General features: G+C 45.1%; 11 protein-coding genes. 8 read left to right on the forward strand and 3 right to left on the reverse strand.

The genetic code is table 11. The features are described from left to right. Positions 1–2 precede the first annotated feature (2 nt). The 5 genes from A587_RS0117295 to A587_RS0117315 all read left to right on the forward strand — a co-directional run bounded on the left by A587_RS0117295 (position 3) and on the right by A587_RS0117315 (position 8,652). Positions 3–2,399: an ABC transporter permease gene (locus A587_RS0117295; RefSeq protein ID WP_017218596.1), complete on the forward strand. Its 2,397-nt coding sequence runs from the start codon at positions 3–5 to the stop codon at positions 2,397–2,399. Between the two features lie 226 nt (positions 2,400–2,625). Next, positions 2,626–5,040: an FtsX-like permease family protein gene (locus tag A587_RS0117300; protein ID WP_017218597.1), complete on the forward strand. Its 2,415-nt coding sequence runs from the start codon at positions 2,626–2,628 to the stop codon at positions 5,038–5,040. 122 nt (positions 5,041–5,162) lie between these two features. Next, on the forward strand, positions 5,163–6,509 hold the full coding sequence (locus tag A587_RS0117305) for a 3-deoxy-D-manno-octulosonic acid transferase (protein WP_017218598.1): 1,347 nt from the start codon (positions 5,163–5,165) through the stop codon (positions 6,507–6,509). Positions 6,510–6,511: 2 nt separating this feature from the next. Further along, a complete protein-coding gene (locus A587_RS0117310) occupies positions 6,512–7,540 on the forward strand; it encodes a glycosyltransferase family 9 protein (RefSeq protein ID WP_017218599.1) in 1,029 nt (342 codons plus the stop codon). Continuing rightward, positions 7,537–8,652 (forward strand): glycosyltransferase, encoded by a 1,116-nt coding sequence (locus tag A587_RS0117315; RefSeq protein WP_017218600.1) that lies wholly within the window; start codon positions 7,537–7,539, stop codon positions 8,650–8,652. Before A587_RS0117310 ends, A587_RS0117315 begins: the two co-directional genes overlap by 4 nt. A 259-nt stretch (positions 8,653–8,911) precedes the next feature. Here the strand turns inward: A587_RS0117315 and A587_RS24205 are convergent, their stop codons facing one another. Both A587_RS24205 and A587_RS25070 read right to left on the reverse strand, forming a co-directional pair. Next, positions 8,912–9,208, reverse strand: coding sequence for an REP-associated tyrosine transposase (locus tag A587_RS24205; RefSeq protein ID WP_249293171.1), 297 nt, complete (start codon positions 9,206–9,208; stop codon positions 8,912–8,914). 118 nt (positions 9,209–9,326) lie between these two features. Further along, positions 9,327–9,521, reverse strand: a complete 195-nt coding sequence (locus A587_RS25070; protein WP_138527267.1) for a hypothetical protein — start codon at positions 9,519–9,521, stop codon at positions 9,327–9,329. 369 nt (positions 9,522–9,890) lie between these two features. On the opposite strand from A587_RS25070, the gene A587_RS0117325 reads away from it, so the two are divergent. Further along, entirely contained in the window at positions 9,891–10,211 is a 321-nt protein-coding gene (locus A587_RS0117325; RefSeq protein ID WP_017218602.1) for a DUF6482 family protein, read from the forward strand. Positions 10,212–10,275: 64 nt separating this feature from the next. Here the strand turns inward: A587_RS0117325 and A587_RS0117330 are convergent, their stop codons facing one another. Beyond that, positions 10,276–12,156: a PKD domain-containing protein gene (locus A587_RS0117330; RefSeq protein WP_017218603.1), complete on the reverse strand. Its 1,881-nt coding sequence runs from the start codon at positions 12,154–12,156 to the stop codon at positions 10,276–10,278. 149 nt (positions 12,157–12,305) lie between these two features. On the opposite strand from A587_RS0117330, the gene A587_RS0117335 reads away from it, so the two are divergent. Both A587_RS0117335 and glmS read left to right on the forward strand, forming a co-directional pair. Further along, positions 12,306–13,088, forward strand: coding sequence for a DeoR/GlpR family DNA-binding transcription regulator (locus tag A587_RS0117335; RefSeq protein WP_010377680.1), 783 nt, complete (start codon positions 12,306–12,308; stop codon positions 13,086–13,088). Positions 13,089–13,098: 10 nt separating this feature from the next. Then, the gene (gene glmS, locus A587_RS0117340) at positions 13,099–14,919 is read left to right on the forward strand and encodes a glutamine--fructose-6-phosphate transaminase (isomerizing) (protein ID WP_017218604.1); all 1,821 of its coding nucleotides are present in this window, start codon (positions 13,099–13,101) and stop codon (positions 14,917–14,919) included. The last annotated feature ends 183 nt before the right edge of the window (positions 14,920–15,102 follow it).

Raw genomic sequence — 15,102 nt, forward strand, 5'->3', positions numbered from 1 at the left:
CGATGATAGTGAATTATCTAATAACGGCATTGCGTGCTTTTAAGCAGCAAAAACAGCATTTTATTTTAAATGTACTTGGGCTTAGTGTGGGCTTAGCCGCGGCAATTTTGGTCGCACTGTTTGCAAAAAATGAACTGTCTTACGACAGCCAGCAACCTCAAGCTGAGCGCGTGTATCGAATTGCACAAGACTATTCGCAATTAGGGCTTGGGGTCGTTCCTGTTTTTAATTACATCAATGGCACTCGAGCACTTGAATATAGCCAGGTTGAAGAAGTCTTTGCGCTGACGATGGTGGAGTTTACTCGCGAAGCTGAAGTCGATGTGACAGTAAAAAATCAAGGGTTTAAACTGAATGATCTTTATGGCGCAACTGCAAATATCGAGAATTTTATCGATATGGAAACGGTGGCAGGTAGTCTAAGTCGCGCCATGAGTGTACCGAATAGCATTGCATTGAGTAGTTCAGAAGCTCAGCGTATTTTTGGTCGCACAAACGTGGTTGGCGAGACTCTACAGCATAAAAACGGCCAATATACGGTAGGTGCAGTATTTACAGATTTACCTGAAAACACGCATTTTGGCTTTAAAAACCTAGTGTCTGTAGAGCATGATCCAGTCAATACGGATATAACTTCTAGTTATGTTTATTTAAGATTGGCGCCGCAAACAGATGTTATTGCTTTGGAAAGCATACTGACTGAGAAATATTATTTCGGTGATTTTAAGGGTCGCTTATCGCTGCAATTACACCCCTTAACGGAGCTTCACTTTACTGCAAAGTCGCCGTTTGAAATGAAAGTGGGTGGTGCGAAACAAGTGGTGATGATCTGTGTTGGTTTAAGCGTGCTGCTGATCCTTATCGCTGGCTTTAACTTTATTAATATGACGGTTGCACAGTCGACCAAACGTGCAAAAGAAGTGGGTGTACGCAAGGCACTTGGTGCCAGCAAGTCGCAATTAGTTGCACAGTTTTTATCTGAGTCTGTACTCGTGTCATTGCTTGCAATGACAATAGCCTGTGTTTTGGTCGAGCTACTATTACCAAGTTTCAACAATCTAGTTGGCCGTGAATTAAGTATTGATTATGCATCTATGTTTAGTGTCGTTGTGGTCGCGGTTGCCGTCACTGTGGGGCTATTGGCAGGTCTTTATCCTGCATTTTTTATCTCATCTTTTAGTGCTAAACGCGTATTAAGCGGAGATTTACAGCGTGGGAGTACTGCGATTTGGGTGCGCAAAAGTCTTTTAACTGTACAAGCTGCACTTGCGGTTGGGTTAATTATTGCTTCGGTAATGCTACAGTACCAGTTGGCACATTTGCAAAACTTACCGCTTGGTTACGAAACCACACAACGTTTGGTGGTCTCAGAAGTGCCCGTTAAAGCGGCTTTAACAAAAGCGCCAACATCATTAGTTAAACAGTTCGCGGCGATTGAGGGCGTTGAACATATCAGTGTGATAGATACGCAGCTGACTCGCTCGATTAATAATACCCTAGTACCAACTTGGCCAAATGGTGAACAGTCACAATCCCTAACGCCAGTTATTGGCACAAGCTACGAGGTAGTCAAAGGATTAGGGTTAACGCTACTTGCAGGTCGAGACTTTAGCCGAGAGTTTGCCGGTGATTGGTCAAATCGAGTTAACGGCGTAACCACAATAGGCACCATTATTACCGAGTCGGTCGCTAAGCAAGCTGGCTACAGTAATGTTGCTGATATTATTGGCAAAACTATCAAAGATACTGGCCGCAACGTAGAGATGCGAGTGGTTGGCGTCGTCGCAGACGTCAAAGTGGGGAATGCACAAGAAGCGAGTTCTAATATTATGTTTTTATTAGGATTTACTTATTTTAATCCAACATCTGAAGTGATCTTAACGATTAACCCGCAGTATTTAGCACAGATTAGACAAGATGTGATTAGTGTGTTGGCAAAAACCGCAAACGTGTATGAACCAGAGATCAACCTACTGTCAGACAGTTATAGGGCGGTACTTAGTGGTGATGAGCGTATCTCTAAGGTGGTACTTATCTTCACTGCACTAGCTGTATTCTTAACCTGTTTGGGCACTTTTGGATTGGCATCTTTTGCAACGGTTCGCCGTCAAAAAGAAGTAGCTGTACGCAAAGTCTTAGGGGCATCACGGCTAAGCATTGTGAATATCTTAGCAAAAGAGTTCCTGACTTTGGTGGGAGTCAGTATCGCCATAGCTTATCCAATCACCTATTGGCTTGTTGGTGATTGGCTTGCAAACTTTAATGACCGCATTGAGCAAGCAATGTGGGTTTATGGTGCAGCAGCCTTGGTGGTTGCCGGTATCACTTGGTTGACTGTGGCGACCCTTGCCTTTAAAGCCGCGAGTACACGTCCGTCGCTGATCTTGCGATATGAGTAAATTAAATTGGTAATCACTCAAGAAATTGCGGCCTAATTTAGGCCGCTTTCATCATTTATTTCTTGGTGTGTTCATCACTAATATCGGCACGACCATTTCTGCTTTTGAATGGTGTGAATATGCTGCTACAAGCAGTCATTTCAAAAGTGAGTCACAATCGCGAGTGGAAAAATCAAGTGACTTTGTACTGGATATCTTTATAAAAAATAACTAAAAAGGATCTTCTATGCTCACTTCATATTTGAGTACGGCAATTCGGGTAAGTAAAAAGCAAAAGCTACACACACTGCTCAATGTCATCGGTTTCAGCATTGGAATTGCTGCTGCAATTATCGTGGCTTTATTTGCCCAAAGTCAGTTGATTGTTGATAAACATCAGCCTGATGCAAATCATGTTTACCGAGTGCATTTAGATTTGCGTTCTGTGGGTGTGGGCGTGCGCGGTGCGATTGACCCTAGAATGCCGCAGCTGATGCAAAAGCACAGTCAAATTAAGGACCTGTTGATTATTAGTCGGATTGAATCGTTACAATATAGTGGCGAACCAATGGCGGATATCGTGAAGGTTAAAGATCAGCGCTATAAGTTCAAAAAGGCGTATGTTGCGACGCCAAATTTGGCTGAGTTTGTGAATATCTCTGTATTACATGGAGACTTAACTCAGGCTCTTTCTCAGCCCAATCTTATCGCCCTTAGCCAGACAGAATCAAAGCGCTTGTTTGGCGATACAGATGTTATCGGCAGGCAACTTGAATACGATGGGGGAAGCTATGAAGTGGCTGCTGTTTTTGCGGATTTGGAAGCAAATACACACTTTGATTTTGATGTGCTGATGTACTTACCCAAATTACAGCGCGGTCCTTTTAGTAGTCATGTGTATTTGAAGTTGCAGCCAGAAGCAGATCCCAACGCGTTAGCCCAAGAGATGACGCGCGAGATGCAAAAAAGAGCTAAAAACCCGAACTTCAAAGACATCCAGTTTCAGTTTATTCCGTTGACCCAGTTGCATTTTCACACCAATGGCACCGTAGAGATGAAGCAAGGAGGGTCTTATTTGGCACTACAAGTGAGCGTTGTGCTGAGTACTTTACTTGTGATCATAGCCAGCGCTAATTTTATTAACTTCAATATTGCCAGTGCTGCAAAGCGTGCTAAAGAAGTCGGCATACGTAAAGCGCTAGGTGCTAGTAAGTCGCAACTCGTCACACAATTCCTGTCAGAATCGTTACTGACTGTACTGTTTTCAGGGTTTTTAGGGGTTGTAATCGTTGAGTTGGCATTGCCGCACTTTAATCAGTTAATCGCGCAGCCCCTGACATTGGTATACAACTCTCTATTTATGCTCGGTCTTGTAATTACATTGACAGTGGTTGGTTTATTTTCTGGGCTATATCCAGCTTTATTTATCTCGTCATTTGGTGCGAAAAAAGTGTTAAGTGGCGATTTTAGTCGAGGGCGTTCATCAGCAAGGATCCGCAAAATAACCTTATGCTTACAAGGTGCGATTGGCGTAGGGCTGATAGCAGCTATCAGCATGCTCTATCAACAAATGATGCTGGTAAAACAGTTGGATGTAGGTTACGAAAAAGCACAGCGAATTATCATTCGAGAATTGCCCTCAGAGCTGATCTATCAGCAACAAGGAAACGCATTGCTTGATGAGTTAGGCCAGATCTCAGGTGTGGCTGGTTGGACATTGAGCGATACCAATTATGCAACCGCCATTAACGGTGGGATGCATTACACTTGGCCAAATGGCGAAACCTATGACGGCATGTTAGCAGTAATCAATACGGGTTATGACGTGATTGATGTACTCGGGTTAAAGCTGATTACTGGGCGAGGCTTTAGTCGCGATTACACTGGAGATTGGTATCGTGAACAGCAAAATGGAGAGGCGCATGTCGCTATCCTGATAACCAAAAAAATGGCTCATTTAGCGGGATATGAGAAGCTTGATGAGGTAATCGGCGTCACTGTTACCGTACCAAGGCGAAAGTTGACAGCCAAGGTTGTGGGCGTAGTTGAGGATATCAGAATTGGTTCCGTGAATAATGCAGTACAACCTACTTCGTTGATGCTTGGTCATGTTGATGGTGAAACTGCAAATGTGGTATTAAAAATCGCTGAAGGCATTGATCCAGATAACGTGATCACTGAAATTGAACAAGTCCTTGCTGCACATCTCAATCGTCGTGATATAGAAGTGCAATCTCTCTATGATGAGTTCTTGGCGGCCCACAAGAATGAACTTTATACGCTTACCATGCTATCTATCTTTAGTCCTTTAGCTATATTGCTGACCTTACTCGGAACATTTGGGTTAGCGTCATTTACTACCTTGCGTAAAGAAAAGGAATTAGCTATCCGCAAAGTGTTAGGCGCTTCACGTATTGGGTTAATTAGCTTGGTTGCTAAAGAGTATTTGTGGTTATCTGCATTGAGTATGGTACTTGCAGTCCCGCTGACGTATTGGCTAGTTGGTGAGTGGCTTAATCGCTTTAATGAGCGGATAAATCAATCTATATGGATTTATGGAGTCGCAGGCCTACTTGTGATCTTGCTTACTTGGCTTACCGTTGTGCTCGTTACCTACAAGGTTGCAAGCCGGCGCCCCTCATCAGCGCTGCGCTACGAGTAGCTGATAGCAATTTTTAAAATAGACCACTTAATAAAGCAAGTTGGTATAACTCGCTGTCAATTTAGTGTCAAAAACCATAGTTACACTGGGGTTAATTCAGGCTTGAATAACAAGGTGTAGCTATGGCTAAGGTTAAGACAACCTCTCGTCTTCGTAGAAGATCAGCTAATTCACTTTGGATTGGTGTTTATAACAGTATCCTGTTGTTGTGCTTACCTTTGATTGCGCTGATCTTATTAAAAAAATGGCTACGTAAACCGGGTTATAAAAAGCACTTTTTACAACGCTTAGGTGTCTATAATTGTAAGCGTTTACCCGCCTGTATTCATTTACATGGCGTCTCCGTTGGCGAATGCGCCGCCATTGCTAAACTTATTCCTGAGCTGCGTAAACAGCATCCTCATTTACCCATTGTTTTTACTTGTACCACGGTTGCGGGTTCCAACTATATTGAGCGCAACTGGGGGGAGCAAGTCATTCACACTTATTTGCCACTGGACTTTCAATTGACAGTTGGTGCGTTCTTGACGCATTTTAATCCGGTATTGACCATGTCGGTTGAGATGGAGTGGTGGCCGAACCTTATTCGCCAGTCGCGCAACCAAGGCAGTCGAGTGATGCTGGTAAATGCCCGCATGACCGACAGATCAAAAAATCGCTATGCCAACATGTTAGGTCTTTTTACCTTTATGGTGTCAAAGGTGCATAAAATTCTGCCGCAAAGTGAGCTCAGTTATCAAGCTTTTCGCGAGTTGGGTGTACCACCAGAAAAACTGATGATGTGCGGTAATATCAAGTACGATTGGCCAGAGCTTAAACATGCCGACCCAACGCAAAAACCCTCTCAGTTGACATGGATTGCGGGGAGCACGCATGACACTGAAGAAATAGCGGTGGTCGCAGCGCACAAACAGTTGTTACAGCAAAATCCAGCAGCTCAGCTAATTATCGCACCGCGTCATCCTGAAAGATTTGATGAGGTATGGCGGCTGCTGCAAGCAAGCGGGCTGAGCTGTCAGCGTTACTCGCAGGCATCAAAACTAACGGCAAATACGCAAGTGTATCTGCTCGATACGATGGGCAAACTATTTGCGTTTTATCGTGATGCCCACGTTGCCTTTATCGGTGGCTCGTTAGTTAAGCTCGGTGGTCATAATCCTGCCGAAGCTATTGTCCAAGGGGCTGCCGTCGTAATGGGAAGTAGTCGACGAAATTGTGAAGATATATGTGCGCCGCTGAGTCAAGTTGGTGCACTTGTTGAGGGTAACGAACCACAGCAAATAGCTAAAGAAGTCATCGGCTTTTGGCAAAATAGTGCTGCAACAGTACAACAAATACAGGCTGGGCAAGCCGCTATCGTAAAGCATAATGGCGCACTACACAAAACCACATTGCAAGTTTTATATCAGTTAAAGCAGGCGCAACGGCCAGTTCATAGTACCCGATTACATCCAATGGTGATCAGATAACAATGCAATACAACAATATCCTTATTGTCCGGCTCAGTGCCATTGGTGATATCGTGATGGCGTCAGGCCTTATTTCTGCACTAAAGGCACGTTATCCAGAGGCAAAACTGAGCTGGTTGGCAGAGCCTGCTGGCGCGACCTTGCTACAACAAAATCCATTGCTAGATGAGGTGATCCTGTGGCCTCGTAATGAGTGGCAAAAAGTGCGAAAAGCACAGGGGATCATAGCGCTACTGAAGCTAGTTAATAGCTTTAAAAAGCAGTTGGCTAGTCGACAATTTGACTTAGTGATCGACGCCCAAGGACTCCTTAAAAGTGGCGTGCTAGCTTGGCTTAGTGGTGCTCAATATAAGGTTGGGATCAATAGTCGCGAAGGCAGTCAGTGGCTTATGAATAAGGTAGTGACCTCGCCTTGGTCTGCTGATATCAGCTCGGAATACAGAGCTGCTGCTACATTTTTTGGTGTGCCAGAAGCGGCATTTCAATACTCGCTCATTGCCTCGAAAGAGACACAACAACATACAGAAGCACTGCTATTGGAGCATACTCAAGGTCAACCTTATGTGGTGTTTTGCCCGTTCACAACGAGAGCTCAGAAACACTGGGTAGATGAGCATTGGCGTGAGTTGTATAAACAAGTAAATCAGTCTATTTGTGTGCATATTATTATATTGGGTGGACCAAGTGATATCGCGCATAGCGAGCGCTTAGAAAAACAGATGCCGGGGATCATTAATCTAACCGGGAAAACGACATTGCTTGAGTGCAGCGAGATCATTCGGGGAGCAAAAGGCGTGATTGGCGTTGATACTGGGTTGACGCATATGGCGATGGTGCATCATACCCCGGTTATTGCATTGTTTGGTTCAACCTTGCCGTATGAAAACACCTTCAATCCAAATGGTCGTGTGTTGAGCGATAAACTTGCTTGCTCACCGTGCAAACGCCGGCCAACCTGTGAGGATCGTTTTGATTGTATGGTGGGGCTCACGCCACAAAGAGTGTCGAGCGCACTAGGAGAAGTGCTATGAAAGTTCTGCATATTGAAGCGGGCCGTCACTTATATGGCGGCGCACAACAAGTGGTATATTTAACCCAAGCGTTGCAGCAAAAGGGAATTGAGAACGTACTAGTTTGCCCGCCTAATAGTGAAATGATTGCAGCAGTTGATAAGCAAGTTGTTGTGGAGCCTGTGAAAATGGCTGGGGATCTCGATGTCATGCAATGGTTGCGTTTACGAAAGGCTATTGCTCATCATCAGCCTGATTGTGTTCATATTCACAGCCGTCGAGGGGTTGATACTTGGGGATTACTTGCCGCGAAGTCGCTTAATGTTCCTATTATTTTATCGAGGCGAGTCGACAACACCGAGCCACGCTGGTGGTCAAAATTAAAATACCCAGCCTACGATAAAGTTATCGCTATCTCAGAGGGGATCCGCCAAGTATTACTCTCACAAGGTGTCGCCTCTGAGCAAGTAAAGTTAGTCCACAGTGCAGTCGATACCCAGCGCTTTGCACCAAATAGTGCGGAGCGGCAATGGCTGCTTGATGAGTTTGAACTGCCACAAAATGCCTTGGTTGTGGCTAATTTTGCGCAGCTGATAGAGCGCAAAGGGCAAGATGTGATCATGCGTGCAGCCAAACAACTCATTGTTGAGCATCCTAATTTGCGCGTATTACTGTTTGGTCGAGGGCCAAAGCAGCAACAGTATCAGGCGCGTATAGATGAGCTGGGGCTGCAAAAAATTGTTCAGCTGGTGGGATTTCGACAAGACGTAGCGCGTATTTTACCTGCGGTTGATATCGTTGCACATCCAGCATCGATGGAAGGGCTAGGCGTAGCGTTATTACAAAGCAGCGCATCTGGTGTGCCTGTAGTGGGCTTTGCTGCTGGCGGCATTCCTGAAGCGGTTGCGCACAATGAAACCGGATTACTTGCTCCGGTTGGTAATCAAGTTCAGTTTACCCAAGATCTTAATCGCTTATTGCAGGACCCGATTTTACGAGAGCAAATGGGCCGTAAAGGCCGCGCTAAAATGTGCAGTGAATTTGCCATTGAGGTGATGGCAGAAGGCAACTTGTCGGTATATCGAAGCGTGTTAACTGAGTTGGGAAGAGCGCCTTTAACTAGGGCCTGTTGACCTTTCAAGTTTGTTTTTGCAGCAGTTTGATTGGTATTTATACAAGGCAGAGCCTGCGTAGCATAGTTATTCTATGTAAGTTAGGCGATAACACAGTAGAAATGCCAATCAAGCGCTGCCCTTTGGGTTCCCCTGAGTGCGCTTTGTTCATTGTTGCTCAACTTTTGCCTAGATTACTAGGCGACAAGTCGAGCGTCGCGATCAACACACACTCAGGAGAACAAAAATCAAACAGCAAAGGTCAACAGGCCCTAGCCAATCACAGAAAGTGTGAGTTCCAATAAGGATAATCACCAATGCGGCTTACTAGCTTGGTTCTTAGTGGGTTTGCAGCAATATAGCGGGCAATGGTATGCCTATCTTCTGTGGATCTGAGCTGATGATCGTAATACGCGCTTTGCCAAATTTTGTATTTTGAATCCAATTGTTTATTTAGCAGGTAAGCTGTTCTGCCTTTTAATTCTCCAACAACCTTACCAAGTTGCGTATTTCCAAGTGTCAGTAAGCCATGAAAGTGATCTGGCATTAATACCAATTGAATTAATTCTCTAATCAATTTGAAGGGTGAAATAGCATATTAGCTTCGTTAAAAATTTCTCATTTAGAACAACTAAATAGCAAAATTTTTGCCTTGCTACTAAAGCTATTTCCCCGCTTCAAGATAGATCATTTAGTTAATACAACTGGTATAACACCCATGTTTGCCAGCAGCACTCAAACTTTTGTTCATTATGTGAGATAGATTGGCAAAACAATCGTGCCAGCCGATAATCCGTAAAATAGGGCGTGCGTTTATGGCAGTTAAACGTAATGAAGTATTCCGCGTACGGGATTGATATCCTGCCTTTTCTCAGGTCATTCCAGCTCATGTGCATTCCTTGCAATTGAGAGATGAATTTTAAAGATAATCCTTTCGATTAAATCTGTCGAGGTGAACCTCGACCTACGGTTGGATGGTAGGTCGTGATTTATCACGACAGGTTTGCGAATGGATTAACGATTATCGCATCGAGGTAAACCTCGACCTACGGGGGATGGTAGGTCGTGATTTATCACGACAATAGTTTTGCGAATGGATTATCGATTATCGCATCGAGGTAAGCCTCGACCTACGGTTGGCTGGTAGATCGTGATTTATCACGACATTAGGTTTGCGACAACACATTCACGACTATCAAGGTGAACCAAACACGCACAAGGGCCGTTTAATTATTAATCGGTTAAACGAGGAGAGAATTATGCTTGCTGCCACACTAAAAGAAAAAATCGCTAATAAAGAACTCCATGCCATCGTGCTTAGCTACGCGGATTCAAATCACTACTTAGCTGGTGGTCAGGATGCTGATGGGAACTTGCATATCTTAATGCATGCCGAGGGCAAACTAACGCCGTTTAACTCGCTGCGAGAGGCCGAGACAAAGCTGGCGGAACTCGGCGCAACTCAAGCCTATCTCAGAGTTGAGTCTGCCTATGATGAAATTGGTCCTGAGGACTCTTCGGGAACGCATATCAGCAATATGGAGATCCGTCACTTAGCTCCATCCGACATAACCGTTTAAATAAAAAGGCTTAAGCGCCCGCAGGTGAGCGCTTAAGCCTTAAAAGTTATCGAGTAGAGAGACCTTATTCTACTGAAAGTGTCATTGTTTTAGTTGCAACGGAAGCGGACTTTTCATCAACAACACTTAAACTTACTTGGTAGTCGCCTGGTGCAACAGGAGTGAATTGTAGGTTCGAGTTATGAGCTGCGGTACTGTCAATCACTTCGCCTGATGGAGCAACCACCTTCCAAAAATAGGTCAAATTGCTTGCGTTGCTGTCGCTATCCATAACCGTTGGAGTTATCCGCAGTGCAGCATCTGTTTTCAGTACACCTTGATAATCCAGCGACGTAATTACTGGAGCGCTATTTTGAACAGCGCTTACTTTGATGAATGCCGCGACGACCAAGTCAACCTTGCCATCAGACACGATGCATTTCAGCACATAGTTGCCAGCTTCATCGAAGGTAATAGACGCGCGATTATCAGCATTATTGACTACTGCCGTGCTATTCTCAGGCTTCGTTTCAAGCGACCAGCGATAAGTGAGCGGATCGCCGTCTTTATCTTCTGCGGATATCAAAAAGGCTTTGGTTTCCCCTTCCGTAGCTGTAGATATTTGTGGGCTCATAGACGCTGTGGGTCCATAGTTTTCAGGGTGGCTCTTTATCACGCCACTGGCGGTTTGGCTTAGCTCACCGTTACTTACCTCCACAAAATAACGGTAACTCCCCTCTCCGTGAGGCGTAAAAGTCACCGTGTCGGTATCTTCATTTGTAACGGAGTAGGTCAAACCGGCTTCAAATGGCTCAAACGTCCAACTAAAGGAGAGTGTTCTGCCGCTTGTATCTCTACTTCGCTTGGCACTAAGCTCGATGGCTTCATTGATTTTGGTTGACTCTGGCGCGTCGACGAATACAAGCGGTTTGTTTGCTTCGCCTAATTTGGCCGTTAAGGTATGGGTTGCTTCACTTAAACGGCCTTGTCTGTCTTTAAGGCTAAAGCGGATTTTATATTGCCCTGCCTTATCTAATTGAAGCGAGGTGAGAAATCCATTTGGTGTTGCCATTGCGGCTTGGCTGCCGCTCGGTTTGCTGTCAAAACTCCAAAGCGGTGTTACAGCGCCTTGATACTGACTACCGTCGCTTTTCAGCTCAACAAAAGTCATTGAGCTTAATGTAACCTCTGAAGGCGCTGAAATAACCGCTTTAAGAGCTGGCTGGTTATCTACAACGATGACTTTTTCCGATTTGCTATGCGACGATTTTCCATCGTAAACGGTTAAAGTAATGGTGTATTCACCCGCAAATTTAGAGGCAAAAGAGGCAAGGTTATTGTTAGGGCTTACCAATGTGTATTCATCAACATTAGCAGGAGCAGTGACTTGCCATTTATAACTGAGACTATCGCCGTCTGAGTCTGAGCTGCTGCTCGCATCTAACTGTAGATGCTCGTTGATGGCAATTTCCTGTTTTGTGAGTGTGAAATCAGCGACAGGAGGCGTGTTCACACTTGGTGTGGTTTTTTCTTTTACACGGATCTCAAACTGTGTTGTCGATTCGTTACTACCTGACTTGATTGTTAGCCCTACTATGTAGCTACCTGCAACATCAGCGGTAAAGTGCGCTTGCTTAGCGTTGGGGTTAGAAAACTGAGCGTTACTGCCTTGGGGTTTGGCTTGCCACTGCCATGTTATTTCGGCATTTTCAGGGATCGTACTTCCCGCAGTGCTAAGCTGAATAACGTTGCCTGTCTCCCCAAAGGCACTTGCCTGAATTTTTGCGATTGGCTTAGTCGTGGTATCCGTTCCTGAATCTGTATTATCGTTATTTGAATCTGTGTTGCCATTATTTCCATTTTTGCCGCTATCCTGATTGACTGGTGTGGTGTCACCGCCTGAACCGCCGCATCCTGCTAGTAATAGTGAACAACAAAGTATTGATGTTATTAAGTTTTTGTTCATTTAATTATCCTTTTAAGTACCTCAACTGGGAAATGTATCCTGATGACCAAAATATTTCCAGTTAAAATTTGTTCAGTGCAAAATTTAACTTGTTTAGGTTTTGAAGTTTCGACTATAATCGCCTTAAATTTCGAAACGAAACTTATTTAATGACTAAACGAAACACTCAACAGCGCAGACATACCATTCTTTCATGGGTGAATGAATACGGTGAAGTAAGCGTAGAATCACTCGCCGCTGAGTTTGAAACGTCAGAAGTTACGATTCGTAAGGATTTAACAGCACTAGAAAAAAGCGGCCTGTTACTACGCCGCTATGGCGGTGCGATAGCCCTCCCTAAAGAGATCACTGCATCAGGTAAAGACGAGCAAGACTCGGTACGTAAAACGGCCATTGCCAAAGCGGCCGCTGAGCTGATTAAAGATCATAATCGCATTATTATTGATAGTGGCCGAACCACCGAAACCCTAATTCCTGAGCTTGCGCAAAAGCGCGGCTTAGTCGTGATGACCAATGCAATGAATATCGCTAATCGCTTGTTATCACTAGAAAATGAGCCAACCTTATTGATGACCGGCGGGACGTGGGATCCGCACTCAGAATCCTTTCAAGGGCAAGTGGCGGAGCAAGTACTGCAATCCTATGACTTTGATCAGCTTTTTATTGGTGCCGATGGCATTGATGTAGAGCGCGGCACAACCACATTCAACGAATTAATTGGGCTGAGCCGTGTGATGGCAAAGTCAGCCCGTGAAGTGATTGTAATGGTCGAATCCGACAAGATTGGCCGTAAAATTCCGAATTTAGAAATACCTTGGGCACAGATCACCACTTTGATCACCGACAACAACTTGGCCGATGACCTCCGCCAAGCGATCGAAGCGCGTGGCATACAACTTATCTGTGCTGAACTACACACAACGTGCAAATAATGGAGAGATTATGTGTGGAATCGTAGGCGCTGTTGCTGAGCGTCCAGTAAACAAAATTCTTATCGAAGGCCTAAAACGCCTTGAATACCGTGGTTATGACTCTGCGGGTGTCGCACTTTGCGAAGGCGGCGCACTCAACAGCGTGAAAGCCGTAGGTAAAGTGGTAAACCTAGAATCTGCGCTTGAAAATGCAGAAGTAAAAGGTACTACTGGTATCGCGCACACGCGCTGGGCAACACACGGTGGCGTAACAGAAGCTAACGCGCACCCGCATATTTCTAACAGCGAAATTGCGCTGGTACACAACGGCATTATTGAAAACCACGAAGGTTTGCGCGCGGCGTTAAAAGAAGACGGCTACGAGTTTTTGTCTGACACCGACACCGAAGTGATGGTACACCTGATCCATCAACTCAGACAGCAACACACTACATTACTTGCTGCCGTGCAAGCAGCGGTAAAACAGCTTGAAGGTGCATACGGCACGGTATTATTTGATAAAGCCAATCAAGATGAAATCATTGTGGCACGCTCCGGCAGCCCACTGGTTATCGGCCTTGGCCTTGGCGAAAACTTTATTGCCTCTGATCAACTCGCGCTATTACCAGTAACACGCAGCTTTATCTTCCTAGAAGAAGGCGATGTAGCACGCATTACTCGCGAAACGGTAGAAATCTTCGACATTAACGGCAATTCTGTAGAGCGCGAAGTAGTTGAGTCTAACATCACGCAAGATGCGTCGGGCAAAGGTGAATATCGCCACTACATGCTAAAAGAAATTTACGAGCAGCCAATGGCCGTGCGTAATACACTTGAAGGCCGTCTAGACAACGATCGCGTTAGTATCGACGCATTTGGCGACAAAGCCAATGAAATCTTTAAAGATGTAAAACACGTACAGATCATCGCGTGTGGTACGTCTTACCACTCAGGCATGGTGGCACGCTACTGGTTGGAGCAATTTGCAGGCGTAAGCTGTAACGTTGAAATTGCCTCAGAGTTTCGCTACCGCGACTCATTCGTGCATGAAAATAGTCTATTGGTAACCATTTCACAATCAGGTGAAACCGCAGACACGCTTGCGGCACTGCGTCTTGCCAAAGAGCAAGGCTATATGGCATCGATGACCATCTGTAACGTACCAGGCTCATCACTTGTACGTGAGTCAGATCTTGCCTTTATGACCAAAGCCGGCGCTGAAATTGGGGTGGCATCAACCAAAGCATTTACGACTCAATTAGTTGGCTTATTGATGCTAACTGCATCGATCGCGCAGGAAAAAGGCCGTGACCAAAGTGCAATCGTCAACGCCATTAAAACCCTGCCAACCAAGCTTGAAGAAACCCTAAGCATGGCTGACGGTATTGAGCTACTGGCAGAAGAATTCGCCGACAAACATCACTCATTGTTCCTTGGCCGTGGTTCACAATACCCAATCGCAATGGAAGGTGCGCTTAAGCTTAAAGAGATCTCCTACATCCACGCCGAAGCTTATGCAGCAGGCGAGCTAAAACACGGGCCGCTAGCGCTTATCGACGCTGATATGCCAATCATCGTCGTTGCACCAAACAACGAGCTGCTTGAAAAGCTCAAATCAAACGTTGAAGAAGTGCGCGCACGCGGCGGTATTATCTACGTATTCGCGGACAAAGACTCAAACTTTGCCTCAGACGACACTATGCGAGTAATGGACGTCAACCACGTAGAAAACATCATCGCCCCAGTGGTTTACACCATCCCACTACAGCTACTTTCATACTATGTAGCCGTGATCAAAGGCACCGATGTTGATCAGCCTCGCAATTTGGCCAAGAGTGTAACGGTAGAATAGGAGAAGGCGCGCAAGCGCCTTTTTTGTCACATCCAAACTAAGTTGGAAAGTTATAAACAAGGATGGAAAGTGACAAACAAAGTTGGAAAGTGGATGTGAATTTTGCAGGTTGAACACCTAGCTTGGTGTGTAGTGGTCAACTAATTTTGGCCACAGTTTTAGAATCTTGGTATCTAACCTCAG

It is taken from the genome of Pseudoalteromonas sp. NJ631, from assembly GCF_000276645.1.
In the GTDB taxonomy this organism is placed as follows: Bacteria; Pseudomonadota; Gammaproteobacteria; order Enterobacterales; family Alteromonadaceae; genus Pseudoalteromonas; species Pseudoalteromonas piscicida.

What these genes read in the sequence shown, in the direction of transcription:
- A587_RS0117300 (WP_017218597.1), top strand. Translation starts at nt 2,626, where the DNA reads ATGCTCACTTCATATTTGAGTACGGCAATTCGGGTAAGTAAAAAGCAA.
- A587_RS0117315 (WP_017218600.1), top strand. Translation starts at nt 7,537, where the DNA reads ATGAAAGTTCTGCATATTGAAGCGGGCCGTCACTTATATGGCGGCGCA.
- A587_RS25070 (WP_138527267.1), bottom strand. Translation starts at nt 9,521, where the DNA reads ATGAGCTGGAATGACCTGAGAAAAGGCAGGATATCAATCCCGTACGCG.
- glmS (WP_017218604.1), top strand. Translation starts at nt 13,099, where the DNA reads ATGTGTGGAATCGTAGGCGCTGTTGCTGAGCGTCCAGTAAACAAAATT.
- A587_RS0117330 (WP_017218603.1), bottom strand. Translation starts at nt 12,156, where the DNA reads ATGAACAAAAACTTAATAACATCAATACTTTGTTGTTCACTATTACTA.
- A587_RS0117295 (WP_017218596.1), top strand. Translation starts at nt 3, where the DNA reads ATGATAGTGAATTATCTAATAACGGCATTGCGTGCTTTTAAGCAGCAA.
- A587_RS0117335 (WP_010377680.1), top strand. Translation starts at nt 12,306, where the DNA reads ATGACTAAACGAAACACTCAACAGCGCAGACATACCATTCTTTCATGG.
- A587_RS0117310 (WP_017218599.1), top strand. Translation starts at nt 6,512, where the DNA reads ATGCAATACAACAATATCCTTATTGTCCGGCTCAGTGCCATTGGTGAT.
- A587_RS0117325 (WP_017218602.1), top strand. Translation starts at nt 9,891, where the DNA reads ATGCTTGCTGCCACACTAAAAGAAAAAATCGCTAATAAAGAACTCCAT.
- A587_RS0117305 (WP_017218598.1), top strand. Translation starts at nt 5,163, where the DNA reads ATGGCTAAGGTTAAGACAACCTCTCGTCTTCGTAGAAGATCAGCTAAT.